At 72.2% G+C, this 23,525-nt stretch carries 18 protein-coding genes; 7 read left to right on the top strand and 11 right to left on the bottom strand.

Annotated features, from left to right (window positions below):
* Window positions 1-27: 27 nt before the first annotated feature.
* Window positions 28-4,842: an ATP-dependent helicase gene (locus tag ACZBH1_RS04150; protein ID WP_463645594.1), complete on the bottom strand. Its 4,815-nt coding sequence runs from the start codon at window positions 4,840-4,842 to the stop codon at window positions 28-30.
* 118 nt (window positions 4,843-4,960) lie between these two features.
* Between ACZBH1_RS04150 and ACZBH1_RS04145 the strand changes: the two genes are divergently transcribed.
* Together ACZBH1_RS04145 and ACZBH1_RS04140 are read left to right on the top strand one after the other, a co-directional pair.
* Window positions 4,961-5,431, top strand: coding sequence for a hypothetical protein (locus tag ACZBH1_RS04145; protein ID WP_463645593.1), 471 nt, complete (start codon window positions 4,961-4,963; stop codon window positions 5,429-5,431).
* A gap of 249 nt (window positions 5,432-5,680) precedes the next feature.
* Window positions 5,681-6,556: a hypothetical protein gene (locus ACZBH1_RS04140; protein ID WP_378880137.1), complete on the top strand. Its 876-nt coding sequence runs from the start codon at window positions 5,681-5,683 to the stop codon at window positions 6,554-6,556.
* Window positions 6,557-6,565: 9 nt separating this feature from the next.
* On the opposite strand, the gene ACZBH1_RS04135 is transcribed toward ACZBH1_RS04140, so the two are convergent.
* From ACZBH1_RS04135 to ACZBH1_RS04120, 4 genes are all read right to left on the bottom strand, one after another.
* On the bottom strand, window positions 6,566-6,748 hold the full coding sequence (locus tag ACZBH1_RS04135) for a PspC domain-containing protein (RefSeq protein WP_336393601.1): 183 nt from the start codon (window positions 6,746-6,748) through the stop codon (window positions 6,566-6,568).
* A 48-nt stretch (window positions 6,749-6,796) separates the two neighbouring features.
* Entirely contained in the window at window positions 6,797-6,979 is a 183-nt protein-coding gene (locus ACZBH1_RS04130) for a PspC domain-containing protein (RefSeq protein WP_463645592.1), read from the bottom strand.
* A 114-nt stretch (window positions 6,980-7,093) separates the two neighbouring features.
* Window positions 7,094-8,749 (bottom strand): ABC-F family ATP-binding cassette domain-containing protein, encoded by a 1,656-nt coding sequence (locus ACZBH1_RS04125; protein ID WP_463645591.1) that lies wholly within the window; start codon window positions 8,747-8,749, stop codon window positions 7,094-7,096.
* A gap of 273 nt (window positions 8,750-9,022) precedes the next feature.
* On the bottom strand, window positions 9,023-9,688 hold the full coding sequence (locus tag ACZBH1_RS04120; RefSeq protein ID WP_336393598.1) for an alpha/beta hydrolase: 666 nt from the start codon (window positions 9,686-9,688) through the stop codon (window positions 9,023-9,025).
* A gap of 78 nt (window positions 9,689-9,766) precedes the next feature.
* Between ACZBH1_RS04120 and ACZBH1_RS04115 the strand changes: the two genes are divergently transcribed.
* The 3 genes from ACZBH1_RS04115 (at window position 9,767) to ACZBH1_RS04105 (ending at window position 14,223) form a co-directional block, all read left to right on the top strand.
* Complete coding sequence (locus ACZBH1_RS04115) at window positions 9,767-10,354, top strand: NUDIX hydrolase family protein (protein ID WP_336393597.1); 588 nt, start codon at window positions 9,767-9,769, stop codon at window positions 10,352-10,354.
* A gap of 61 nt (window positions 10,355-10,415) precedes the next feature.
* A complete protein-coding gene (locus ACZBH1_RS04110; RefSeq protein WP_463645590.1) occupies window positions 10,416-12,329 on the top strand; it encodes a M3 family metallopeptidase in 1,914 nt (637 codons plus the stop codon).
* A 223-nt stretch (window positions 12,330-12,552) separates the two neighbouring features.
* Window positions 12,553-14,223: a coiled-coil domain-containing protein gene (locus ACZBH1_RS04105; RefSeq protein WP_463645589.1), complete on the top strand. Its 1,671-nt coding sequence runs from the start codon at window positions 12,553-12,555 to the stop codon at window positions 14,221-14,223.
* Window positions 14,224-14,275: 52 nt separating this feature from the next.
* On the opposite strand, the gene ACZBH1_RS04100 is transcribed toward ACZBH1_RS04105, so the two are convergent.
* The 3 genes from ACZBH1_RS04100 to ACZBH1_RS04090 all read right to left on the bottom strand — a co-directional run bounded on the left by ACZBH1_RS04100 (window position 14,276) and on the right by ACZBH1_RS04090 (window position 17,709).
* On the bottom strand, window positions 14,276-15,346 hold the full coding sequence (locus ACZBH1_RS04100) for a threonine aldolase family protein (protein WP_463645588.1): 1,071 nt from the start codon (window positions 15,344-15,346) through the stop codon (window positions 14,276-14,278).
* Window positions 15,347-15,386: 40 nt separating this feature from the next.
* Complete coding sequence (locus tag ACZBH1_RS04095; RefSeq protein ID WP_463645587.1) at window positions 15,387-16,100, bottom strand: SDR family NAD(P)-dependent oxidoreductase; 714 nt, start codon at window positions 16,098-16,100, stop codon at window positions 15,387-15,389.
* Between the two features lie 160 nt (window positions 16,101-16,260).
* Window positions 16,261-17,709 carry a DUF6421 family protein gene (locus tag ACZBH1_RS04090; RefSeq protein ID WP_463645586.1) on the bottom strand — a complete coding sequence of 483 codons (1,449 nt, stop codon included), beginning with the start codon at window positions 17,707-17,709 and terminating at the stop codon, window positions 16,261-16,263.
* A 114-nt stretch (window positions 17,710-17,823) separates the two neighbouring features.
* On the opposite strand from ACZBH1_RS04090, the gene ACZBH1_RS04085 reads away from it, so the two are divergent.
* Together ACZBH1_RS04085 and ACZBH1_RS04080 are read left to right on the top strand one after the other, a co-directional pair.
* Window positions 17,824-18,270: an Lrp/AsnC family transcriptional regulator gene (locus ACZBH1_RS04085; RefSeq protein WP_452324200.1), complete on the top strand. Its 447-nt coding sequence runs from the start codon at window positions 17,824-17,826 to the stop codon at window positions 18,268-18,270.
* A 34-nt stretch (window positions 18,271-18,304) separates the two neighbouring features.
* The gene (locus tag ACZBH1_RS04080; RefSeq protein WP_463645585.1) at window positions 18,305-19,276 is read left to right on the top strand and encodes a diacylglycerol/lipid kinase family protein; all 972 of its coding nucleotides are present in this window, start codon (window positions 18,305-18,307) and stop codon (window positions 19,274-19,276) included.
* A 19-nt stretch (window positions 19,277-19,295) separates the two neighbouring features.
* Here ACZBH1_RS04080 and ACZBH1_RS04075 read toward each other — a convergent pair whose 3' ends face one another.
* The 3 genes from ACZBH1_RS04075 to ACZBH1_RS04065 form a co-directional block, all read right to left on the bottom strand.
* On the bottom strand, window positions 19,296-20,828 hold the full coding sequence (locus ACZBH1_RS04075; RefSeq protein ID WP_378880161.1) for a CoA-acylating methylmalonate-semialdehyde dehydrogenase: 1,533 nt from the start codon (window positions 20,826-20,828) through the stop codon (window positions 19,296-19,298).
* 67 nt (window positions 20,829-20,895) lie between these two features.
* Window positions 20,896-22,212 carry an aspartate aminotransferase family protein gene (locus tag ACZBH1_RS04070; RefSeq protein ID WP_463645584.1) on the bottom strand — a complete coding sequence of 439 codons (1,317 nt, stop codon included), beginning with the start codon at window positions 22,210-22,212 and terminating at the stop codon, window positions 20,896-20,898.
* A 104-nt stretch (window positions 22,213-22,316) separates the two neighbouring features.
* Complete coding sequence (locus tag ACZBH1_RS04065; protein ID WP_378880164.1) at window positions 22,317-23,495, bottom strand: ABC transporter substrate-binding protein; 1,179 nt, start codon at window positions 23,493-23,495, stop codon at window positions 22,317-22,319.
* Window positions 23,496-23,525: the final 30 nt, after the last annotated feature.

The following is a 23,525-nucleotide window of genomic DNA, read 5'->3' as shown; positions in this document are numbered from 1 at the left end:
CCCGGCACCGGGCGCCGGCGCGGCGCGTCAGGCACGCGCGCCCTCGCGGAGCACGTCCCCGGCGGTGAGGCGGCGCAGCGTGAGACCACGCGGGGACTCGACGAATCCCGCCTCCCGCAGCGCCCGTCCGACGCCGGTGCCGTAGACGAACGCGCCGTTGACCTGCTCGACGGTGAGTGTGTCGAGCCGGCGCGCGCGCGACGTCGCGGCGAGATCACGGGCGGCGGCCGTGAGCACGGCCTCGTCGCCGGTGAACGCCAGCGCCGACTTGCCGCCCCGCTCGAGGTACAGCGCGAGCTCGCCATCGACGAGCACCACGAGCGCGCCGGCCTTGCGGCCCGGACGGTGTCCGACCCCCTCCAGCGCCGGCCACGCCAGCGCGGCGCCGTAGGGGTTGGCGGGGTCGGTGGCGGCGAGGGTCACGGCGCGCAGCGGCGGCGGATCGGGCAGGCCGGCGAACTCGCGCAGCCGGTCGACGGTGGCGGAGGCTGCGAACTGCGCCGCGCCGAGCTTCTCGATCACGTACCCCCGGCGGCAGTGACCCGCCTCCTCGAAGCCGGCCAGGACGCGGTAGACCTGCGCGAAGCCGCCCGGCACGCCTTCGGACTGGACGGCGCCGCGCGTCACCACGCCGTACCGGTCGAGGAGCAGGCTCGCCGTCGCCGTCGCCCGCAGCGCCGCATCGGGCTCCGCCTCGGGCAGCAACGACCACCGGCCGCCGATGGTGGGCGGGCGCGCGGGCACGGAGGACGCCACGGTGCGCACCGCTGCGCCACGGTACAGGCGGGCGCGCGGAGCCCGCCGGCTCACGCGGTGCGCCTGCGAGCCGCCCGACACGAGCGAGCGCACCGGCGCGAAGGTGTCGTTCGTGACGCGCCCGGACCAGGTCAGCCGCCACAGCGCCTCGACGACGGACTGCTCGTTCTCCGCGCCCGTGGTCTGCTTCAGCTGCGACGCGAAGTAGGCGCCCCCGCTCGAGAGCGCCGCGAGGAGCTGGGCATCGAGCGAGCCCGGAGCGGGCTCGTCCGCCTCGTCGGGAAGCGTCAGCGTCAGCGGCACGGCATCCGCTGGATGCAGCGCGATCCAGCCGTCCCTGCCCGGCAGGCTGCCGTGACCCGACCAGACGACCTCGCCGGTCGCGGTCAGCTCGTCCAGCATCCCCGGCGTGTAGTCCGAGACGCGCGCGGGAAGGACCAGCGACTCCCACGCGCTCGCCGGAATGGGAACCCCGGCGAGCTGCTCGACCACCGCGGCGACCCCGTCGACCCCGTCGAGCGGCCGGGTCACGTGCTGCCACACGGGAAGGAACCGGGCGTACGCCTGCTGCGGCACCGGTTCGACGCTGCCGCGGATCGCGGCGAGCGACCGCATGCGCAGCCGCCGCAGCACCTCCGCATCGCACCACTCCGCCTCGTCGCCCCGCGTCGCCGAGCCGTCCTCCGAGCCGGGCGGCGGATCGGGCAGGAAGAAGCCGCTCGTCACCCGGCCCTGCGACTCGAGCCGCTGCAGGGTGTGGCGGGCTACCGCCACGCCGATGCCGAGGCGGTCGGCCGCGGCATCCGCCGTGAAGGGGCCGTGCGTGCGTGCGTACCGGGCGATGAGGTCGCCGAGCGGGTCGGCGACGGGTTCCAGGAACGCGGTGGGGATGCCTACCGGCAGGGCGGCCCCGAGCGCGTCGCGCAGCCGGCCGGCGTCCTCGATCGCGGCCACCCGGGTGATGCCGGCGATCGTCACCGGTATGGCCCGGCGCGCCGTCACGAGGGCATCCAGGAGAGCGGATGCCTCTTCCGCCGTGGCGTGCCCGTCGGAGGAGCCGTCCGCGGCGGGCTCGAGCCGGGCCGCCACCTCGGGCGCGTCGAGCGGGCCGAGGATGCGCAGCAGGTCGGCGACCCCCTCGAGCCCGCGTGCGCGGCGCTCGGGATCCAGGCGCTGGGCCTCGCGTTCGAACTGCGCGATCACGTCGGGGTCGAGGAGCTCGCGCATCTCGACCTTGCCGAGCAGTTCCGACAGCAGCGCGGGGTCCACCGAGAGCGCCGCCGCCCGCCGCTCCGCGAGGGGGGAGTCGCCCTCGTACATGAAGGCGCCGACGTAGCCGAACAGCAGGTCGCGCGCGAACGGTGAAGGCTGGGCGGGCTCGGTCTCGATGAGGCGGATGCGGCGCTCGCCGATGCCGCGCATGAGCCGCAGGAGCGCGGGCACGTCGTAGACGTCCTGGAGCACCTCGCGCAGGGTCTCGAGGATGATCGGGAACGTCGGATAGCGCCGGGCCACCTCGAGCAGCTGCGCCGACCGTTGCCGCTGCTGCCACAGCGGTGTGCGCTTGCCGGGGTTGCGCCGCGGCATGAGCAGCGCCCGCGCCGCGCACTCGCGGAATCGCGAGGCGAACAGCGCGGAGCCGCCGACCTCCTCGGTCACGATCTGGTCCAGCTCGTCGGGGTCGAAGACGAAGAGGTCGGCGCCCGGCGGCTCCGCCGTGGCATCCGGGATCCGGGCGATGATGCCGTCGTCGCTGGCGACGGCGGAGCCGTCGACTCCGAGGCGTTCGCGGATGCGGGCGTTGACGGCCAGCGCCCACGGCGCGTGGACCTGCATGCCGTACGGGGAATGAAGGATGACGCGCCAGTCGCCGACCTCGTCGCGCCCGCGTTCCACGGTGAGCTGACGGTCGGTGGGCAGAGTGCCCGTGGCCTCGCGCTGCTCGGCGAGGTAGGCCAGCAGGTTGTCCTGTGCGTACTCGTCGAGGCCGGCGTCGCGCAGACGCGCCTCGGCCTTGTCGGGCTTGGCCGTGGAGACCTCGCGCGAGAACTTGCCGAGCGCCTCACCGAGCTCGGCGGGACGTCCGATGCCGTCGCCGTGCCAGAACGGAACCTTGCCCGGCTGGCCGAACGCGGGCACGACGTTGACGCGGTCATGGGTGATCTCGACGATGCGCCAGCTCGTCGTGCCGAGGGTGAAGACGTCGTTGACGCGCGACTCGTAGACCATCTCCTCGTCGAGCTCGCCGACGCGCGCGTTCTGGGACTCGCCCGCGATGAAGACGCCGAACAACCCGCGATCGGGGATCGTGCCGCCGCTCGTCACCGCGATGTGCTGTGCGCCCGGGCGCCCCGTCAGCACGCCCAGGTCGCGGTCCCAGACCACGCGCGGACGCAGCTCGGCGAACTCGTCGGACGGGAAGCGCCCGGCGATGAGGTCGAGCGTCGCCTCGTAAGCGGAGCGCGGGAGCGAGCGGAAGGGGGCGCTCCGCTTGAGCGTCTCGTACCAGCCCTCGACGTCGACGGGCCCGATCGCGGCGGCCGCCACGGTCTGCTGGGCGAGGATGTCGAGGGGGTTCTGCGGGATCGCGATCGCCTCGATCTGCCCCGCGAGCATGCGCTCGGTCACGATCGCGGTGTGGAGCACGTCGCCGCGGTGCTTGGGGAACAGCGCCGCGCGGCTGACCTCGCCCACCTGGTGGCCCGCGCGCCCGATGCGCTGCAGACCCGATGCGGCGCTCGGCGGCGCCTCCACCTGGATCACCAGGTCGACGGCGCCCATGTCGATGCCCAGCTCGAGGCTCGAGGTCGCGACGACGCAGCGCAGCACCCCGGACTTCAGCTCCTCTTCGACCTGCGCGCGCTGCTCCTTGGACACCGACCCGTGGTGGGCCTTGGCCAGCACGGGGTCGGCGCCGGCCGTCGTGCCCGCCTGCGCCATCATGGCCGCGGGAACCGACGGGTCTGGGAGCTCGAGCCCGAAACGCTCGGAGTAGATCTCATTGAGCCGGCCGGTGAGCCGTTCGGCGAGGCGCCGGGAGTTGCAGAACACGATCGTGGAGCGGTGCAGCAGGATGCGGTCGACGATGGCCTCTTCGACGTGCGGCCACACCGAGCCGGTGATCTCGGTCTCACCGCCGTCCGCCGCGCGCGGGCGCCCGGACGAGCCGTCGTTGAACCAGTCCTCGTCGATCGGCTCGGCGCCGGGATCGGCGGATGCCTCGGCCGAGGCATCCGCGCCGGTCCACGCGGCGGGCTCGGACTGGTAGGCGCTCGGCGGAGGTGGCGGGTTGAGCATGTCGTCGATCGGCACGACGACCCGCATGTCGAACGCCTTCGACGCGCGGGGGGCGACGATGTCCACCGGTTCGGCACCGCCGAGGAAGCGCGCCACCTCGTCGATCGGTCGCACGGTCGCCGACAGCCCGATGCGCTGCGCGGGCAAGGCATCGGGCGCGAACGAGCGACGGAGCGCGTCGAGGCGCTCGAGGCTCACCGCGAGGTGCGCGCCGCGCTTGGTGGCCGCGACCGCGTGCACCTCGTCGACGATGACGGTGTGGACGTCGCGCAGCGTCTCGCCCGCGCGGCTCGTCAGCATGAGATACAGCGACTCGGGCGTCGTGATGAGGATGTCGGGCGGCGCCTGCACGAGCTTGCGCCTGTCACCCGCCGGGGTGTCACCGGAGCGCACTCCCACGGTGACGTCGGGCACCGTGAGACCGAGCCGGCGCGCGGACTGGCCGATGCCCACGAGCGGGGAGCGGAGATTGCGCTCGACGTCCACGCCCAGCGCCTTGAGCGGCGAGATGTAGAGGATGCGCGTGGCGGGGGCGGGGGCATCCGCTCGCTTCTTGCGGCCCGAGGGGCCGACGGATGAAGGTGCGGTCGCCTTGTCGTGGAAGACCCGGTCGATCGCCCAGAGGAAGGCCGACAGCGTCTTTCCGGAGCCCGTCGGGGCGACGACCAGGGCGTGCTTGCCGGCCGAGATCGCCTGCCACGCGCCTGTCTGCGCGTCGGTCGGAGCCGCGAACGCGCCGCGGAACCAGTCCCGCGTGGCAGGACCGAATCGCTCCAGGACATCGCCCATCCCTCCATCTTCGTCGCGATCTCCGACATCGGGCCAGGCGGGGACGGATGACCGGGCCTCGCGTAAGCTCGGGTGGGTACGTGTCCCCCCGCACGCCCGCACCGCCCGAGGATCCTCCATGGAGTCGACGCCGTCGAGCAGGTCGGAATCGCCGACGCCGCTCACCCGCCGCACGAACCCCGCCCTCGCCGTCCGCTCATGGCCGGCCTCGCGCCGGGTGCGCACCTTCGGGCTCGGCGCCCTCTGCGGGGCCCTCGCCCTGTCGCTCGTGGTCGTGGTGACCTCGATCTTCGCCGCCTCCGGCGACCGGCCGCCCCTGCTGCCCGAGCCGGCCCCCGCCTCGGACGTGCGGGTCACACCCCGGCCGACGCCGAGCAGCACGCCGTCCACGCCCGCTCCGCAGCCGGAGGTGGTCGCGACCCCCGAGGCCGAGGAGCCCGCACCCGAGGAGGGGGCGATCGAGCCCGTGGTGGCGCCCGCGCCGTCGCCCGTGGCGACCGATCCGCCCGCGGCCGACGAGCCCGTCGAGGATGCCCCCGGCAACAGCGGCAGCGCGCCGGGCCGTACGAAACCGCCCAAGAGTCCCTGATGAGGGCAGGCTTCGCGCGAGCGGTCGACCGTTAGTCAACCGTTGTGAAAGGTGCTCGGCGGCCGTGCCCCGCCGCCGATAGAGTCGCGGCACCTGCTCGATGGAGATACCGTGCGACGTCCCCTTCCCCTCGCCTTCGCTGCGCTGGCAGTGCTTGGCGTCCTCACCGCCTGTGCGCCGACGACGCAGCCCGGCGCGACCGCGACACCGGATCCGGTTCCATCGGGCGAAGCGGCCCCGACGCCGGCCTTGACCATCCAGATCGTCGCAGGCGGACAGGCACCTCCTGCGGTGTTCGGCGGCGACTGCGCGGTCGCCCTGCCGGCTGCGGGGCTGATCGCCGCCACCGGGATCGATGGAATCGAGGTCACCCGCCGCGATCAGACGTGGACGCGCTCGATCGACAATGTCGGCGGACTGGTGTGCGAGTGGCAGGGTGGCGGCGTCAGCGGCAACGTCACGATCCTCCCGAAAGTCGGCCTCGGCGGCGCGGAGCTGCCCGCTGAGGTGTCCGACGCGTACTTCGGCCCCTGTGACTGGAACTGCTCATGGCAATGGGAATCCGCCGACTTCTCGGTGATGGGCTACTCGAGCGACCTCGCCGACCGCGGTCGGGAGGAGGCCGATCGGATCGGTGCCGAGGTCGGGATGGGCATCGCCTCCCGCACGGCGGAGGCCGGACTCGGATGGCAGCGCGACAGCGCGCGTTGGTGGCCGGCGGCGGACTGCGCGGACCTCGCGACACAGCTCGGCTCGCACCTGGGCGCGGTCGTGACGGCAGAGGAGGCCGGCTACCACGATCCTCCGAGCCCCGCGACCATCCTGGCGGACATCGCGAGCCATCGCACGTGGTGCGGGTTCTCGACCGAGGGGCGGCAGCTCGCGCTCGCGGTCTTCGAGTCCGGGGTCGCGTGGGACCTGCCCTGGGCAGGGCTTGGACAGCCTGTGGATCTCGGGGTGCCCGGCGTGCAGGCGTTCTCTTCCACGCAGGGGGGCTATCTGGGCGGAGAGGTGTACGAGGCGACCGACGGCGTCAACGGGATGAACGTCGAGATCGCCCCAGACAGCGGGTGGTCGCCGCATGAGCTCGCCGCGCTCATCGCGGAGACTTTCGTCGCGCCCTGACCGCCGGCATCAGCGCTCGTCGGGCAGGAGGATCCACAGCAGCAGGTACATCAGGATCGACACGCCGAAGAACACGGTCGAGGCGACCCACAGCACCCGCACCGGCACGACGCTGCACGAGAAACGGTCGGCGATGCCCTGGCACACCCCCGCGATCATCCGTCCCCGAACGGGACGCACCAGCCGATGCATGCGTTCATCATCGCCCGGCCCGCCCGTGCGCGCCAGATGTGCCGTGCGTCAGCGCTCGGAGGGCACGAGGATCCACAGCAGGATGTAGATCCACAGCGGGAGGCCGAAGAAGATCATCGCGACCACGGTGAGGATCCGGATCAGCGTGACATTCCAGCCGAAGCGGTTCGCGACGGCGAGGCAGACGCCGGCGATCCAGCGGCCGTTCTGAGGTCTGACGAGTGAGTTCATGACCCCATCCTGCGCGCAGGGACGCCCGCGCGCACTGGGGGTGGCCCCCGAACCGAGAGGGGGCCGGCCGCGGCATCCGTCGCCTTCCTTGAGGACGGATGCCGCGACCCTGCGTCAGCGCTCGGTGAGCGTGCCGTCGCGGTCGAGCTCCAGCACGAGGTCGACGCCGATGCGCTCGAGGAACACGTCGTCGTGGCTGACGACGAGCACCGCGCCGCGATAGGCGGCGAGGGCGGCGACGAGCTGGTCGACCGTGTCGAGGTCGAGGTTGTTCGTCGGCTCGTCGAAGACAAGCAGCTGCGGCGGCGGGTCGGCGAGCATCAGCCGCGCGAGCGCCACCCGGAACCGCTCACCTCCCGACAGGGTCCCCACCGGCCGCTCCACCGCCGCACCCCGGATGAGGAACCGCGCGAGCCGGTTGCGCAGCTCGACCATCGTCACCTTCGGCGCGGAGGGCGCGACGTTCTCGAGCACCGAGGCGCCGTCGTCGAGACCGTCGACCCGCTGCGGCAGGTAGCCGACGCGGTCGGTGTGCAGCTCGGCCCGTGCAAGCAGCGGGATCGACGGACCTTCATCCGGTCCAGGAAACACGCGCGGTGCAGATCCGCCCGCCGGTTCGACACCGGAGCCGACCAGCCGCTCCAGCAGGGTGGTCTTGCCGGCGCCGTTCGGGCCGATCAGGGCGACCCGTTCCGGGCCCTGGATGGTCCACGAGCGCTCGCCGTCACCGAGGGTCGCGATCCGGCGGCCCGCGGGCACGCCGGGATCGGGAAGGTCGATCCTCACGATGTCGTCGTCGCGCACGCGGCGCTCCGCGGCATCGAGCGTCTCGCGGGCGGACGCCTCGCGGTCGGCCTTCTCGCCCCGGAGCTTGCCGGCCGAGACCTGAGCGGCCCGCTTGAGGTTGCCGGCCACGATCGGCGGCACGCGCTTCTCGAGCTGGGCCTTGCGGCCCATCGCCGCACGGCGGGCGATGGTCGTCTCGGCCTCGATCCGCTGGCGCTTCTCGCGCTTGACGGCCTGCCGCGCGGCGCGCTCGGCGTCGCGGGCGGCGCCCTGTTCGGCATCCAGCCACGCCCGCCACTGCGAGTACGGGCCGCCGAACACCGAGAGCTCGTTGTCGTACAGCTCAGCGGTGTCGTCGACCAGCTCCAGCAGCGCGATGTCGTGGCTGACGACGACGAGCGCGCCCCGCCACGAGCGCACCATGTCGTACAGGCGTGCCCGGGCGTCGCGGTCGAGGTTGTTCGTCGGCTCGTCCAGCAGCGCGATGGCGGCCCCGCGCAGACGGATGCCGGCGATCGCGGTGAGCACCGCCTCGCCGCCCGACAGCTGCCCGACGCTGCGGTCGAGCATGCCGGGGGCGAGCCCGGCCTCGGCCAGGGCGGCGTGCGCGCGCGCCTCGATGTCCCAGTCGGAGCCGACCGCGTCGAAGTGGCGCGGATCGGCGTCGCCGGACTCGATCGCGCGCAGCGCGCGCAGGGGCGCACCGACGCCGAGCAGGTCGGCGACCGGACGGTCGACGTCGAGCGTGAGGCGCTGCGGCAGGTACGCGGCATCCGCCGTCCGGGTGATATGGCCGGCGGTCGGCGCCAGCTCTCCGGCCACCAGGCGCAGGAGCGTGGACTTGCCGGAGCCGTTCCGGCCGACGAGGCCGGTGCGACCGGCACCCAACGACCCCGAGACGTCGGAGAGGGCGGTGGTGCCGTCGGGCCACGAGAGCGAGACCCGGTCGAGGATGATGGCAGGGGTGAGGGTGTGAGCGGGCATGAGGCCTCCAGGTCGGTCAGGCACTGACACACCGACACCGCGGAGGTCGCCCAGGCGGGCCGGCCCATCGAAGGGCGCAGCACCGCAGGAGAGAAGCGGCGGATCGACGGCCAGCGCGAAGGATTCAAGCGCTGACGCGTCGAAGGTCGACGGAGCAGCGCGATTACAGCGCGGTCGCGTCGATCAGCTTCAAGGGAGTTCCTCACCGAGGGGACAAAGGCCGTGAGACACCATAGCGGACCATGCCGGGCATGACCAGTGACCGCCGTGCGCTCAGTCCGCGGCGTCGAGGGCCTCGAGCTGCTTGTCGAGGAAGACGCGCACGTCGGCGAGCTCCTGCTCCGACACGCTGTGGGTGAGGCCGGGGTAGACGCGTCCGCTCAGCTCCGCGCGTTCGGGAAGCCACTGCGTCGTGTGCTCGACGAGGAAGCCGGGGATGACGTCGTCGTTCGTGCCGCGGCCCCAGAAGACCGGCGGGCGGCGCTCGGCGAGCTCGGCGTCGCCGGGCAGCTCGCCGGGGGTGACGTAGCCCGACAGGTTCACCGCGAAGGCGAAGCGATGCGGGTCGAGGCGCATGGCCTGCAGGGACACCGCGGCGCCCTGCGAGAAGCCGAGAAGACCCACGGATGCCGCGCCCGGCACGTGCGCGTCGACCCAGGCGAGGACGGCCTCGGCGGCGCGGGTGACGTGCGAGGGATCCCGACCGTCCAGGCCGTCGATCGGATACCAGGAGCGGCCGGGAGCCGGCCACGGCGGTGACAGCGGCGCGGCGAGGCTCGCCACGGCGAACGGCTCGGGCAGGTACGCGCGCAGGGGATAGAGATCGTGCTCGTCGGCGCCGTAGCCGTGGAGGAGCAGCAGCAGATGGCGCCCGGCGAGGTCGTTGCGATCGGCCGACCACAGCACGGCGTCGGCGTCGAGGACCAGCGCTTCCGGCATGCCCCCATCCTCCCACCTGACGTCGACACGTCCGGTGGACCTCGGGCGCCGGCGGCGCACCCGGGGTATACAGGAGTCATGTCCGTACGCACCCCCGACCCCGAACCTGCGGGCGACGAACCGTTCGGCCCGCCCGCGGGGAACGTCTCGAACCCCGCCTGGCTGAGCGACATCGAGCTCGAGGAGGCCCGCCGCCGCCTGCCGATGCTCTACGTCGAGGGCGTGCCGGTGCGCACCGACGGCATGGGGCAGGTGACCGCCGTCGGAATCCTGCTGCGGGCGACCCCGGTGGGGGAGATCACCCGCACGATCGTGTCGGGCCGCGTGCGGTACGGCGAGACGGTGCGCGACGCGCTCTTCCGCCACCTCGAGAACGACCTCGGGCCGATGGCGTTTCCCCTCCTGCCGCCGCAGCCGGTACCGTTCACGGTCGCGGAGTACTTCCCGCTCCCGGGGGTCAGCGCGTTCCACGACGACCGTCAGCACGCCGTCTCGCTCGCGTTCGTCGTTCCCGTCACCGGGACGTGCGAGCCGCGGCAGGACGCCCTCGAGGTGACGTGGCTGACGCCGGAGGAGGCGTCCTCCGACGCGCTGTCGGCCGAGATGGAGGGCGGCAGGGGCACGCTCGTGCGGCTCGCGCTGGCCAGCGTGGGCGCGCTGCGCTGAGGCATCCGCGTCATCCAGCCGGCTCTCGCGGAGCGTCCGCCTCGCCCCCTAGGCTCGCAGGATGACCCTCCAACCGCTGCCGTTCCCCGTCGACGCCGCCGGATGGGCCGACTTCGTCTCGGAGCGCCCGGCTCAGCGCATCGCCCGCGTACGGGAGCTCGACGAGCGGCTCAAGGGCGAGCCGGCCCTGTCTACGGCCGACCGGCTCGAGCTGTGGAACGACACCGAGCTCGCGCTCGCCGAGGCGCTCAGCGAGGCGTACCTCCTGAGCGAGGCGCACCCCGACGCGGAGGTGCGCGAGCTGGCCGAGGGGCAGGTGCAGGCCGTCGAGTCGCTGTCGGCCGCGCGCCTGCTCGACCGCGAGCTGTGGAGCGTGTTCGCGGATGCCCCGACGGACGGCCTCGACGCCGACCAGGCGCGGCTGCTCTCGCACCTGCTCCGCGACTTCCGTCGCGGGGGCGTGGAGCTCGCCGACGACGAGCGGGAGCGGGCGCGCGAGCTGGCGGACCGCGACACCGAGCTGTCGCTGACGTTCTCGCGCAACATCCGCGACGGCCGGCGCGAGGTCCAGGTGCCCGTCGCGGGCCTGGCAGGACTGCCGCAGGACTTCGTCGACGCGCACCCCGCCGACGAGCGCGGCTTCGTCACGCTGAGCACCGACTACCCCGACCTCATGCCGGTGCGCGACTACGCCTCCGACCGTGCGACGCGCCTGGCGCTGGTGGGCGCCTACAACGACCTCGCCTGGCCAGAGAACGACCCCGTCCTGGCGGAGCTGCTCGCGGTGCGCGCGCAGCGCGCGAGCCTGCTGGGCTACCCCGACTGGGCGGACTACGAGACCGAGACGCGGATGATCGGGGCGGGTGCCGAGATCCCGGTCTTCCTCTCGCGCTTGGACGACGCGTCGAAGCCGGCCGCCGACGCCGAGTACCCGCTGCTCCTCGAGCGGCTGCGCCGCGATGTGCCCGACGTGGACGCCGTCACGATCGCCGACTACTGGTACCTGGTGGGAGCGATCAAGCGCGAGCAATACGACGTCGACGCCCAGCTCGTCCGGTCGTACTTCCCGTTCGAGCGAGTCGTGTCGGGCGTCCTCGACGTCACCGGCCGCCTCCTCGACGTCGAGTACCTGCCGGTCGACGCTCCGGCGTGGCACGACGACGTGCAGTCCTTCGACGTGGTGCGCGGAGGAGTCCGCCTTGGCCGTATCCACCTCGACCTGCACCCCCGCGAGGGCAAGTTCAGCCATGCGGCCTGCTTCCCGCTCGCTCCGGGCGTGGCGGGTCGGGTGCTCCCCGAGGCCGCGCTCCTGTGCAACTTCTCGCGCGGACTGCTCGAGCACGACGAGGTCGTGACGTTCTTCCACGAGTTCGGGCACCTCGTGCACGACATCCTCGGCGGCCACCAGCGGTTCGCCCGTTTCAGCGGCGTGGCCACCGAGTGGGACTTCGTCGAGGCGCCCAGCCAGCTGCTGGAGGAATGGGCGTGGGACGCCGACGTGCTGGCCTCCTTCAGCGGCGACGCGGACGGCCGCCCGATCCCGGCCGATCTCGTGGCCCGCATGCGCACGGCCGACGGGTTCGGTCGCGCACTCGAAGTGCGGCGCCAGCTGGGGCACGCGAACGTGTCGTACCGCCTGCACGTCGACCGTCCCTCCGACCTGCAGGCCGAGACCGAGCGGATCTACGCCGCGACGAGCCCGGTCCAGCCGCTGCCCGGCCAGCACTCCTATGCCGGCTTCGGCCACCTCACCGGCTACGGCGCCTGCTACTACACGTACCAGTGGAGCCTCGTGATCGCCCGCGACCTGCTCAGCGGCTTCGGCGAGGGACTGATGGATCCCGAGGCGGCGCGCCGCTACCGTACCGAGGTGCTCGAGCGCGGAGGATCCCGCGACGCACGCGAGCTCGTCGAGGCGTTCCTCGGGCGCGCGTCGTCGTTCGACGCGTACCGGGAGTGGCTCGCGGGGCGGTGAGCGCCGCGCGTTTCGCGCACACGGCGAGGCGCGGTAGGGTTCAGTCACCCTGAGCGCAGTCACCCCTGCGACACTCACCCCCCGGTGTCGTCGAGGGCGATGCGGCCTCCGTCGGCCGCGCCCGGCGACCCGTTCGCCGTGCGACCGGCGGAACGCACCGCCGCCGCTGTATGCGGTCGCCGACACAGTGATTCCCCTCGCCCCTAGAAAGCAGAGTCACTCGATGTCCGAGCACGCCGTCAACCCCGGCACCACTGGTCCGGAAGACCCCAGCCCCTTCGACACGATCATCGGCGAGACGTCGACGACGTTCGGATCGGGCTTCACCACGACCTTCCGCGGCTACGACAAGGAAGAGGTGGATGCCGCGATCGCCGGCCTCGACGCGCGCGTGCGCGCTGCGGCCGACGAGGTCGCGCAGCTGAAGCAGCACCAGCGGCGGGCGGGCGCCGCGGTCGCGCAGAGCCGGGCGAAGGCCGAGCGTCTCGAGGCGGAGCTGCAGGTCGCGAACGAGCGGCGTCAGGCCGACATCGACGCCGCCATCGCCGCCCACCGCGCCGAGGTCGACGCCGAGCTCGCCGCGCGACAGGAGCAGATCGACCGGCTGCAGGCCGAGCTCGCGGCAGCGGACGAGAACCGCCGCACCGAGCGCGAGCGCGCCGAGGCCGAGGCATCCGCCGCCCGGGAGGAGGAGGGCGACGCCCTGCAGCGCCTGCAGGCCGAGCTCGAACTCGCCAATGCCCGGCTGGCCGACGCCGAGCAGCGGGTCCAGGCGCTCAGCGACGAGCTTGTCGGCGCCACGGGCGAGTCGCCGAACCGCCAGCAGTTCGAGGAGGTGCTGCGCGTCGCGGAGGACCAGGCGAGTCTCCTCATCCGCAACGCCTCCATCCAGGGCGACCGCCTGCTCGAGGCGGCGCGCGAAGAGATCGCCAACCGGCGCACGGCCGCGCAGGCCGAGGCCGACGGCATCGTCTCGCAGGCCCAGCACGAGGCGCAGCAGATCCGGCTGAAGATCGACACCGAGCTGACCGCGCACGAGGCCCGCATCGAGCGCGAGTCCGCGCACGCCGCCGAGAAGATCTCGCAGGCCGAGCGCGAGGCCGCCGCCATCCGCTCGGAGGCCGAGAAGGGCGCGGCCATGCTGCGCTCCACGGTCGCCCGCGAGACGGCGCGCGACCGGTCCGAGGCCGAGGAGGCGGTGCGCGAGCTGCGCCTGCGGGCGCTGGAGTTCGAGGCATCCCTCACCCGTCGCCAGGACGATGCGCACCAGGAGTTCCTCGTGCTCCACAACCAGGCGGTCGCCCATGCCGAGCGCATCACGCAGGATGCCAACGAGCAGGTCACGGCGTCGCTGGAGCACGCGCAGCGGGTCTCGGCGAAGGCGGAGGACTTCGAGCGTCTGATGCGCGCGCAGTCGCAGCAGATCGAGGCCGACGCGCAGCTGCGCGCCCGAGAGCACCTCGAGCAGGCGCACGTGAAGGCCGAGCGCATCATCGCCCTGGTCACCTCGCACTCCCAGTCCGTGCTCCGTGACGCCGAGGACCGCACGCGCACCCTGCGCTGGCAGCAGCACCAGCTCATGAGCTTCATGGCCGAGGTGAAGGAGCTCATCCGGCCCGAGACCGCCCTCGCGCCGGCATCCGTCACCTCTGCAGATCAGCCGGACGAGGAGACGACGGATGCCGCCCCCGGCCATTCCGCCGAGGACGCGGCGGTCGTGCCGGAGCCGGGCGAGGACGCGGCCGTGGACGGTGAGTCGCAGGACGACCCGGCCGAGAGCGGCGAGTCGCAGGAGGACATGGCTGGGGGCGGCGAGCCGCACGAAGCCGAAGCAGAGTCGCACGAGGCCGAGGCCGAGCAGCACGAGGCCGAGGTCGAGCAGCACGAGGGCTGAGCCCCCGGGTCCCGGACCGCGCGCCCCGCGGTCCGGGAGCCGCGCGGTCCGGCTACGACGCCGAAGTCTCCCGCGCGATCGCGGCGAGGAACGCGTCGATGTCGTTCTCGGACGTGTCGAAGCTGCACATCCAGCGCACCTCGTTCTTCGCGGCATCCCAGTCGTAGAACCGGAACGACGCGCGCAGACGGTCGGCGACGCCGGCCGGCAGGGTCGCGAAGACGCCGTTGGCCTGCGTCGGCTGGGTGAACGCGACCCCCCGGATCGACCCGTCGGCGAGGCCGCGCTCGATGCCGGCGCGCAGGCGCTGCGCCATCGCGTTCGAGTGGGAGGCGTTGCGCAGCCACAGATCCCCCTCGAGCAGGGCGAGCAGCTGCGCCGAGACGAACCGCATCTTCGAGGCGAGCTGCATGTCGAGCTTGCGGAGGAACTTCAGGCCCTGCGAGGCCTCGGGGTTGAGCACGACGACGGCCTCCCCGAGCATGGCGCCGTTCTTGGTGCCGCCGAAGCTCAGCACGTCGACGCCCGCGTCGCGCGTGAACTCCCGGAACGGCACGCCGAGCGACGCGGCGGCGTTCGAGATCCGCGAGCCGTCCATGTGCACGTGCATCCCGAGGCCGTGCGCGTGCGCGGCGATCGTGGCGATCTCGTCGACGGAGTAGAGGGTGCCGAGCTCGGTCGACTGCGTGATCGAGACGACGAGTGGCTGCGCGCGGTGCTCGTCGCCCCAGCCCCACGCCTCGCGGTCGATGAGCTCGGGCGTGAGCTTGCCGTCGTCGGTCGCGACGGTGAGCAGCTTGATGCCGGCCACGCGCTCGGGCGCACCGCCCTCGTCCACGTTGATGTGCGCGGTCCCGGCCGTGATCACGGCGCCCCAGCGGGGCAGCATCGACTGCAGCCCGACGACGTTGGCGCCGGTCCCGTTGAACACCGGGTACGCCTCGACGCCGTCGCCGAAGTGCCGGGCCATGACCTCCTGCAGGCGCTCGGTGTAGACGTCCTCGCCGTACGAGACCTGGTGCCCGTCGTTGGCGGCGGCGATGGCCGCGAGCACCTCCGGGTGGATGCCGGAGTAGTTGTCGGACGCGAATCCGCGCAGGTTGGGGTCGTGGATGGTGGTCACGGGTATCCATTCTCCCGCGGCGACGGCGGGCGCGGCGGAGTCACAGCGAGGGGTCGGTGAGGTCGACGATCGTGTCGTTGGTCTCGGAGGCGTCGGTCATCCACAGGTCGGCGAAGCGCTGCGCCAGGGCATCCTCGAGTCCCGAGAGGCTCTTGGTGCGGAAGATGACGGATGCCGCGGCCAGCGGCCGCCCGGAGTCCTTCGCGGCCTTCGCGAAGCCCTGCGCGACGGCGCGCGCCCACGCCTCGCTCGCCGCCTTGACCGCGGCGTAGTTGGCGCCGCCGGCGAGCGGGCGCTCCACGGCGGTGGAGGAGACGATCGCGGTGCGCGCGGACGACGACCTCCGCAGGTCGGCGTCGAATGCCCGGCTGACGTGGCGCAGCGCGGTCAGCGAGCGCTCGAGGAAGCGGTAGTCGTCGTCGGTCTGCCCCGCCAGACCGCCGCCGCCGCGCCAGCCGCCCACGAGGTGCAGCACCCCGTCGACGGCTCCGTCGGCCGCGTGGATCCGCTCCGCGAGTGCGGCGACGTCGGCCTCATCGGTCAGGTCGCACACCTCGGTGCGGACGCTGCCGGCCGGGTCGACGTCGGCGACGCCCGGCCCGGCGCCGAGGGAGGAGGTGAGCTCCTCCAGCTTCTCGGAGCTCCGCCCCACCGCGATGACGCGCGCGCCCGCCGCGACGAGTTCGCGGGTGGCGGCGAGACCGGACGCGCTGGTGGCCCCCGAGACGACCACGAGTCTGCCTGAGACGCTCATACCCCTACCCTTCCACGCCCGCTCTCCACTCCGCTCTCCACTCCGCCCTCCATCGCCGAGATCGTGCGATCTCGTCGAATGACCACGTCGTCGGCGCCCACGACGTGCGATCTCGACGAGAACGTGCGATCTCGGCGAGAACGATGGGCCGAACGACGCTTCAGGAGTCGCGGCCGGTGATGCCGGCGGTCGACTCGATGACGGGCTTCATCTTCCGCTCGAGCGCCTCGAAGAACATCGACAGCGGGAACTCGTCGTCCATGACCGCGTCGGTGTAGCCCTTCGGCGGGCCGGCGAGGATCTCGTCGGGCAGTCCGCGTGCCCACTGCGACGCCGGGTTCGGCGTCAGGGTGCCGCGGACGAGGTCGTACGCGGCGAGCCAGTGCGCGGTCTTCGGGCGGTCGATCGAGCGCCAGTAGAGCTCGTCGATCGCGTCGCCGAGCGCGACGACCGCGGCGGGCACGTCCTCCCAGTCGAAGGCGAGGGCCGTGTCGGTCCAGTGCAGCACGTCGCGCTGGTGCAGCCACGCGAACAGCAGCTGGCCGCCGAGCCCGTCGTAGTTGCGCACCCGCGTGCCGGTGATGGAGAACCGGAAGATCCGGTCGAAGATCACCGCGTACTGCACCAGCTTGGCGTGCTCGAGCAACTCGGCCTCGGCCTCGCTGAGCTCCGCCCCCTGAGCCTGTCGATCGGCCAGCCGCCGCTGGATCGCGACGCACTCGCGGAACGCGGTGAGGTCGCACCGCAGCTCCTCAAGCGAGTACAGGAAGTACGGCATCCGCTGCTTGATCATGAACGGATCGAACGGGAGATCGCCGCGCATGTGGGTGCGGTCGTGGATGATGTCCCACATCACGAACGTCTTCTCGGTGAGCGCCTGGTCGTCGAGCATGCGGGCGGCGTCGGCGGGGAGCTCCAGCTTCGTGATCTCGGCGGCCGCGCGCACCACCCGGCGGTAGCGGGCGGCCTCGCGGTCCTGGAAGATCGCGCCCCACGTGAACGCCGGGATCTCGCGCATCGCGACGGTCTCGGGGAAGAGCACGGCGCTGTTCGTGTCGTAGCCCGGGGTGAAGTCCAGGAACCGCAGCGACACGAAGAGCTTGTTGCCGTAGTCGCCGGCCTCCAGCTGGGCGATGAACTCGGGCCAGATCACCTCGACGAGCACCGCCTCGACGTGACGATCGGACGATCCGTTCTGCGTGTACATGGGGAAGACGACCAGGTGACGGATGCCGTCGACCCGGTGCCGCTGCGGGTGGAACGCCATGAGCGAGTCGAGGAAGTCCGGGATGCCGAAGCCCTCGTCGGCCCACCGCTGGAAGTCGCGCACCGAGGCCGCGAGGTACTCCGCGTCGTGCGGGAACGCCGGGGCGAGCGCTCGGATGCCGGCGATGATCTCGGCGACCAGAGCGCGCGCCCGGTCGTGGGCCGCGGCATCCGGAATCGAGCCGTCCTTGATCTGCAGGCCCTGGATCGCGGTCGCCGCCGCCTTCAGGCGCAACCAGGCGGGCGACGCCTCCACGGGCTCGGCGGCCGATGACCGGGTCGCATCCTCGACGACCTCGGGTTCGCCGACGATGACCTGCGTGGTGCGGGTGGGAGCGGGCATGGTGAACCTCCGATCTTCGAGCGCGGTTTCTCTCCCGATTCTAGAGAACTTCCCCCAGCGACACGATTCAGCAGGAAAATTTCCTGTCAGGGATAGAGTCGAGGCATGCCGAGCCTGGATGACGCGACCGACGCCGCCATCGTGCGGGAGGTCTCCCGCGACGCGCGCGCGACGCTCGCCGATCTGTCCGCCTCGGTCGGGCTGTCGGTGTCGGCCGTCCAGGCGCGACTGCGGCGGCTCGAGAGCCGCGGCGTCATCACCGGCTACCGGGCCCTCGTCGACGCCGAAGCGGTCGGCAAGCCCCTCGCCGCCTTCGTCGAGATCACGCCGCTCGATCCCGGCCAGCCCGACAACGCGCCCGAGCTGCTCGAGCACCTCACCGAGATCGAGGCGTGCCACTCGATCGCCGGCGACGCGAGCTACATCCTCCTCGTGCGCGTGGCCACCCCGCGTCACCTCGAATCGCTGATCCGCGACATCCGCGCGGCCGCGTCGGTGAACACGCGCACGACCGTCGTGCTGCAGACGTTCTACGAGAACCGCCCGATCCTCCCCGCCTGACCCTTTCCCGGCGAGCGGTGGGTAGTCTCGGCGCATGGACCCCGCCCCGCCCCCACCCGCCGACGATCGCGGCCGGGGAGTGCTGATCGTGCGGAACGCGGCATCCGGCTCGGCGGTCATCCGGTCCGACCCCGCCTCGATCTTCGCCGCGCGCCTGCCCGGGGCGCAGATCCGAGAGCTCGGCGACGACGAGGACCTCGAAGACGTCGTCGCGAAGGCGATGGCCGCCGACCCCGCCCCCGCGGTGCTCGGCGTCTACGGCGGCGACGGGTCGGTCTCGCGCATGGCGCACCTCGCCCGCCGGTACGACCGGCCCCTCCTCGCCATGCCGGGCGGCACGTTCAACCACTTCGTGCGCGCGCTGGGCCTCGACAGCGTCGACGCCGCGATCGACGCGTACGAGGCGGGCTCGACGGCCGAGGTCGGCGTCGCGGATGCGACGGCGGATGACGACGAGCCGCTCACCGTGCTCAACGTCGTCTCGGTCGGGGCCTACCCCGAGCTCATCGGGGAGCGCGAGCGGCGAACGAGCCTCGGCAAGTGGATCGGCGGCGTCGTCGCGACCGCGGTCGCGCTGCGCCGAGCCGAGCCGCTCACCATCGTGCGGGGCGGACGCCGCGCGCGCGTGTGGTCGGTGTTCGTCAGCGTCGGGCGGAACGACCCCGATCGCGTCGCCACGATGCAGCGGCAGGAGACCGAGGCCGGCGTGCTCGATGTCCGCATCCACCACGCGCGCGGGTCGAAGGTGCGCGCGCTCGCCTCGCTCGCCTTCGGCAAGCGCACGGCGGCCGTGCTGCGCGCCGTGCGCCTGTTCCCCCGCGACGAGGACGTCGAGCGCCTCGTCGTGCGCGAGCTCGACGTCCGCGTCCGCCCCGAGGCGGGGCATCCGTCCGTCTTCGTGCACGACGGCGAACTCGAGGAGCGGGAGGCGGGCGGCTTCACCTTGCGGTGCGTCGCGGTGCCTCGCGCGGTGACCGTGTTCGCACCGGCTCCGCCGGGCCCCTGAGCGAGCGAGGCGAGGCGGGTCAGTCGTGCTGCGGGAAGCCCAGGTTGATCCCTCCGTGCGACGGGTCGAGCCAGCGTGACGTGATCGCCTTCTCGGCCGTGAAGAACTCGAAGCCGTGCGGGCCGTACGCCTTCGCGTCGCCGAAGAGCGACGCCTTCCAGCCTCCGAAGGAGTGATACGCCACCGGCACCGGGATCGGCACGTTGATGCCGATCATGCCGACCGTCGCCTCGCGCTGGAAGCGTCGTGCGGCGCCGCCGTCGTTGGTGAAGATGGCGGTGCCGTTGCCGTACCGGCTCGCGTTGATGATATCGAGGCCCTCTTCGTAGCCCTCGACGCGCACCACCGACAGCACCGGGCCGAAGATCTCGTCGGTGTACACCGTCGACGACGTCGGCACGTTGTCGATCAGCGTCGGGCCGAGCCAGAAGCCGTTCGCGTCTCCGTCGACCTCCACGCCGCGACCGTCGACCACGACCGAGGCGCCGTCGGCGCCGGCGACATCGATGTACGACGTCACCTTGTCGCGGTGCTGTCCGGTGATGAGCGGTCCCATGTCGCAGCCGCGGGTGCCGTCTCCGGTGCGCAGGGAGGACATGCGCTCGGCGACCTTGGCGACGAACTCGTCGGCGACCGTGTCGACGGCGAGCACCACCGAGATCGCCATGCAGCGCTCACCCGCCGAGCCGAAGCCGGCGTTCACGGCGGCGTCCGCGGCCAGGTCGAGATCGGCGTCGGGCAGCACCAGCATGTGGTTCTTCGCGCCGCCGAGGGCCTGCACGCGCTTGCCGTGCGAGGTCGCCGTCTCGTAGACGTACTTCGCGATCGGCGTCGAGCCGACGAACGAGATCGCCCGCACGTCCGGGTGCTCCAGCAGCGCGTCCACCGCCTCCTTGTCGCCGTGGACGACGTTGAAGACGCCGTCGGGGAGCCCCGCCTCCGTCAGCAGGCCCGCGAGCCAGTTCGCGGCGCTCGGGTCTTTCTCGGACGGCTTCAGCACGACGGCGTTGCCGGCCGCGAGGGCGATCGAGAAGAACCACAGCGGCACCATCGCCGGGAAGTTGAAGGGGCTGATGATGCCGACGACGCCCAGCGGCTGACGCAGCGTGTAGACGTCGATGCCGGTCGAGACGTTCTCGGAGTACGCGCCCTTGGTGAGGTGCCCCACGCCGCACGCGAACTCGACCACCTCCATGCCGCGGGCGATCTCGCCGCGCGCATCGGCGAGCACCTTGCCGTGCTCGGAGGTGAGGATCTCGGCGAGCTCCTCCTTGCGCGCGTTCAGCAGCTCGCGGAACGCGAACATCACCGCCTGGCGCTTGGCGATCGAGGCGTCGCGCCACTGCGCCCACGCCGCGGACGCGGCATCCACCGCTGATCCGACGTCGTCGCGGGTGGCGAACCGCACCCGCTTCTGGACCGTGCCGAGCGCGGGGTTGTACACCGAGCCGGTGCGGTCGGATGCCCCCGCCCACGGCCCGCCGTTCACCCAGTGCTCGAGGACCGCCGTGTCGGCGCCCACCGGGTCGGTGCGCTCCATCATGTCCGTCATTGTCGTGTTCCTCCTTCGGAAGCGCCGCAGGCCGACCCGGTCGGTCGGCCGCGACGCGATGCACGCGTCAGAAGAGGTCGCCTTCGACGCTCGTCAGGGCTTCATCGTAGATCGACATCGCCTCCCGCACCTCCTCGTCGGTGACCACGCAGGGCGGCACGACGTGGATGCGGTTCTCCGCCGCGAAGGGCAGCAGCCCTCGCGACGTCAGCTCCTTCTTCAGCTTCCCCACGACCTCGGCGCCGACCGGCTCGCGGGTGTCGCGGTCGGTCACGAGGTCGAGCGCCCAGAACACGCCCTCGCCGCGCACTTCGCCGATGAGCGGATGCCGCGACGCCAGGGCGCGCAGACCGGGGCCGATCGCCTCCTCGCCCACGCGCCGGGCGTTCTCGACGATCCCCTCCGACTCCATCGCGTCGATCGCTGCGACGATCGAGGCCGCGGCCAGCGGGTGCCCCGAGTAGGTGAGGCCGCCGGGGAAGACGCGGTCGTCGAACGTCGCCGCGATCTCGGGCGAGATGATCACGCCGCCCACCGGCACGTAGCCCGAGTTCACGCCCTTGGCGAAGGTGATCAGATCGGGCACGACGTCGTGGCCCTCGAAGGCGAACCAGCGGCCGGTGCGCCCGAACCCCGCCATCACCTCGTCGAGGATGAGCACGATGCCGTAGGCGTCGGCCAGCGCGCGGACCCCCGCCAGATAGCCGGGCGGCGGCACCATGATGCCGGCGGTGCCGGGCACCGACTCCAGCAGCAGGGCGGCGATCGTGGAAGGCCCCTCCGACTGGATCACGCGTTCGAGGTGGTGCAGGGCTCGCTCGCACTCCTCCTCCGGCGTGGTCGCCCAGAACTCGGTGCGGTACAGGAACGGGCCGAAGAAGTGCACGTGTCCGCGGGCGTACTGGTTCGGCATCCGTCGCCAGTCGCCCGTCGCGACGATCGCCGCACCGGTGTTGCCGTGGTACGAGCGGTAGGTCGAGAGCACGGTGTCGCGACCGGTGTGCAGGCGTGCCATGCGGATCGCGTTCTCGATCGCGTCCGCACCGCCGTTGGTGAAGAAGACCTTCGCGAAGCCGGCAGGGGCCTTGTCGAGGATGCGCTGCGCGGCCTGACCGCGGTGGAGGTTGGCCGTGGCGGGCCCGATGGTCGCCAGGCGCTCGGCCTGCTCGCGGATCGCCGCGACGACGGCGGGATGCTGATGCCCGATGTTGACGTTGACCAACTGGCTCGAGAAGTCCAGCATGCGATTGCCGGCGTGGTCCCACACCACCGTGCCCCTGCCGCCCGCGATGACGGGCAGGTCCAGGCCCGCCTGCGCGGACCAGGAGTGGAACACGTGCTCGCGGTCGAGCTCCTTCGCGAGGGCGTCGAGATCTTCGGTCATGTGTCCACGTTCCCTGTTCGCGGAAGGCGGGTCAACGGCGTTTCGTCTTGCCTTGCCCCGCGCGGCGACCGGAGTGTCCGGTCGCCGCGCGGGTGCGGCATCCGCTACTGGCCGCCCTCGGTGAGCGTCACCTCGATCGGCGTGTACTCGCCCCCGACCTCGACGCCTTCCTCCTCGAGCTCGGCGAGCGCCTGCTCGATGTACTCGTTCGAGTACGCCGAGTCGGCGGGCTCGGTCGTGATGAGCTCGAGGTCGTCCTGGTTCTTGGCCGACAGCGCACCGGCCACCGTCTTGTCCCAGGCCGCCTCGTCCACGAGCCCGAAGTCGGCGCCCGTCCAGATGAGCTTGTTGACCTCGTTCATCTGCCACAGCTGGTGCACCGGCCCGACGGGGAACGCGGCCTCGGCGTTCGACGCGATGTCGTAGACGATCTCGGCCGCCTCCTCGGGGTTGTCGCGGGCGAAGATCCAGCCCTTCGTCACGGCCTTGAGGAACCGCACCGCCGCATCGGCGTAGGCCGGGTCGTCCTCGAGCCGCTGCGTGTCGGCCCAGATGGCGTCCTGCAGCATGGCGCCCTCGGTGTCCTCGTACGAGATGACGTCGAAGTCGTCGGGCTGGTAGAGCTCGCCGGTCTCCGGGTTCACGACCTCGAGGATCTGCGCCCACTCGTTGTACGTCATCGCCTGGGCGGCGTCGACGTCACGGTCGAGCAAGGCGTTCATCGAGAAGTCCTGGGTCGTGATCGACACGGAGGTGGAGTCGAGGTCCTCGGCGGCCATCGCGGCGAAGATCTCCCACTCGTTGCCGAAGCCCCACGAGCCGATGCGCTTGCCCTCGAAGTCGGCGACGGACTCGATCCCGTCGCCCTTCCACGACACCTGCAGCGTCCCGGACTTCTGGAAGACCTGCGCGATGTCGGTGAGCTCGACGCCCGTCGCCTCGAGCGTGCCGAGCACCTTGGGCACCCACGCGATGGCGAAGTCGACGTCGCCGGCCACGAGCGCGTCCTGCGGCACGATGTCGCCGCCGGACGGCACGATCTCGACCTCGTCGAAGCCCTCCTCCTCGAAGTAGCCCTGCTCCTGGGCCACGTAGTAGCCGGCGAACTGGGCCTGCGGCAGCCACTGCAGCTGCAGCTTGATCGAGGTGAGCGGCTCGAAGTCCTCGTCTCCGCCTCCTCCGCCGTCGTCGGTGCCGCCCGACCCGGAACAGGCTGCGAGCGCGAGTGCCGCGACGGTGGCGACGGAGGCCGCGGTCAGGCCGCGTCTGATGCTGTGTCTCATGGCGTTCCTTTCGTGTGGTGCGTCGGGTAC

The sequence above is a fragment of the Microbacterium sp. ZXT2-5 genome (genome assembly GCF_055329545.1).
This window is presented reverse-complemented; position numbering and strand designations above follow the sequence as displayed.

Excerpts from the sequence above, each read along its gene's own strand:
- ACZBH1_RS04125 (WP_463645591.1), bottom strand. The coding sequence starts at position 8,749 with ATGCCCGCTCACACCCTCACCCCTGCCATCATCCTCGACCGGGTCTCG.
- ACZBH1_RS04080 (WP_463645585.1), top strand. The coding sequence starts at position 18,305 with ATGGACCCCGCCCCGCCCCCACCCGCCGACGATCGCGGCCGGGGAGTG.
- ACZBH1_RS04075 (WP_378880161.1), bottom strand. The coding sequence starts at position 20,828 with ATGACGGACATGATGGAGCGCACCGACCCGGTGGGCGCCGACACGGCG.
- ACZBH1_RS04135 (WP_336393601.1), bottom strand. The coding sequence starts at position 6,748 with ATGCATCGGCTGGTGCGTCCCGTTCGGGGACGGATGATCGCGGGGGTG.
- ACZBH1_RS04120 (WP_336393598.1), bottom strand. The coding sequence starts at position 9,688 with ATGCCGGAAGCGCTGGTCCTCGACGCCGACGCCGTGCTGTGGTCGGCC.
- ACZBH1_RS04090 (WP_463645586.1), bottom strand. The coding sequence starts at position 17,709 with ATGCCCGCTCCCACCCGCACCACGCAGGTCATCGTCGGCGAACCCGAG.
- ACZBH1_RS04105 (WP_463645589.1), top strand. The coding sequence starts at position 12,553 with ATGTCCGAGCACGCCGTCAACCCCGGCACCACTGGTCCGGAAGACCCC.
- ACZBH1_RS04065 (WP_378880164.1), bottom strand. The coding sequence starts at position 23,495 with ATGAGACACAGCATCAGACGCGGCCTGACCGCGGCCTCCGTCGCCACC.
- ACZBH1_RS04145 (WP_463645593.1), top strand. The coding sequence starts at position 4,961 with ATGGAGTCGACGCCGTCGAGCAGGTCGGAATCGCCGACGCCGCTCACC.
- ACZBH1_RS04130 (WP_463645592.1), bottom strand. The coding sequence starts at position 6,979 with ATGAACTCACTCGTCAGACCTCAGAACGGCCGCTGGATCGCCGGCGTC.
- ACZBH1_RS04115 (WP_336393597.1), top strand. The coding sequence starts at position 9,767 with ATGTCCGTACGCACCCCCGACCCCGAACCTGCGGGCGACGAACCGTTC.
- ACZBH1_RS04110 (WP_463645590.1), top strand. The coding sequence starts at position 10,416 with ATGACCCTCCAACCGCTGCCGTTCCCCGTCGACGCCGCCGGATGGGCC.
- ACZBH1_RS04095 (WP_463645587.1), bottom strand. The coding sequence starts at position 16,100 with ATGAGCGTCTCAGGCAGACTCGTGGTCGTCTCGGGGGCCACCAGCGCG.
- ACZBH1_RS04070 (WP_463645584.1), bottom strand. The coding sequence starts at position 22,212 with ATGACCGAAGATCTCGACGCCCTCGCGAAGGAGCTCGACCGCGAGCAC.
- ACZBH1_RS04150 (WP_463645594.1), bottom strand. The coding sequence starts at position 4,842 with ATGGGCGATGTCCTGGAGCGATTCGGTCCTGCCACGCGGGACTGGTTC.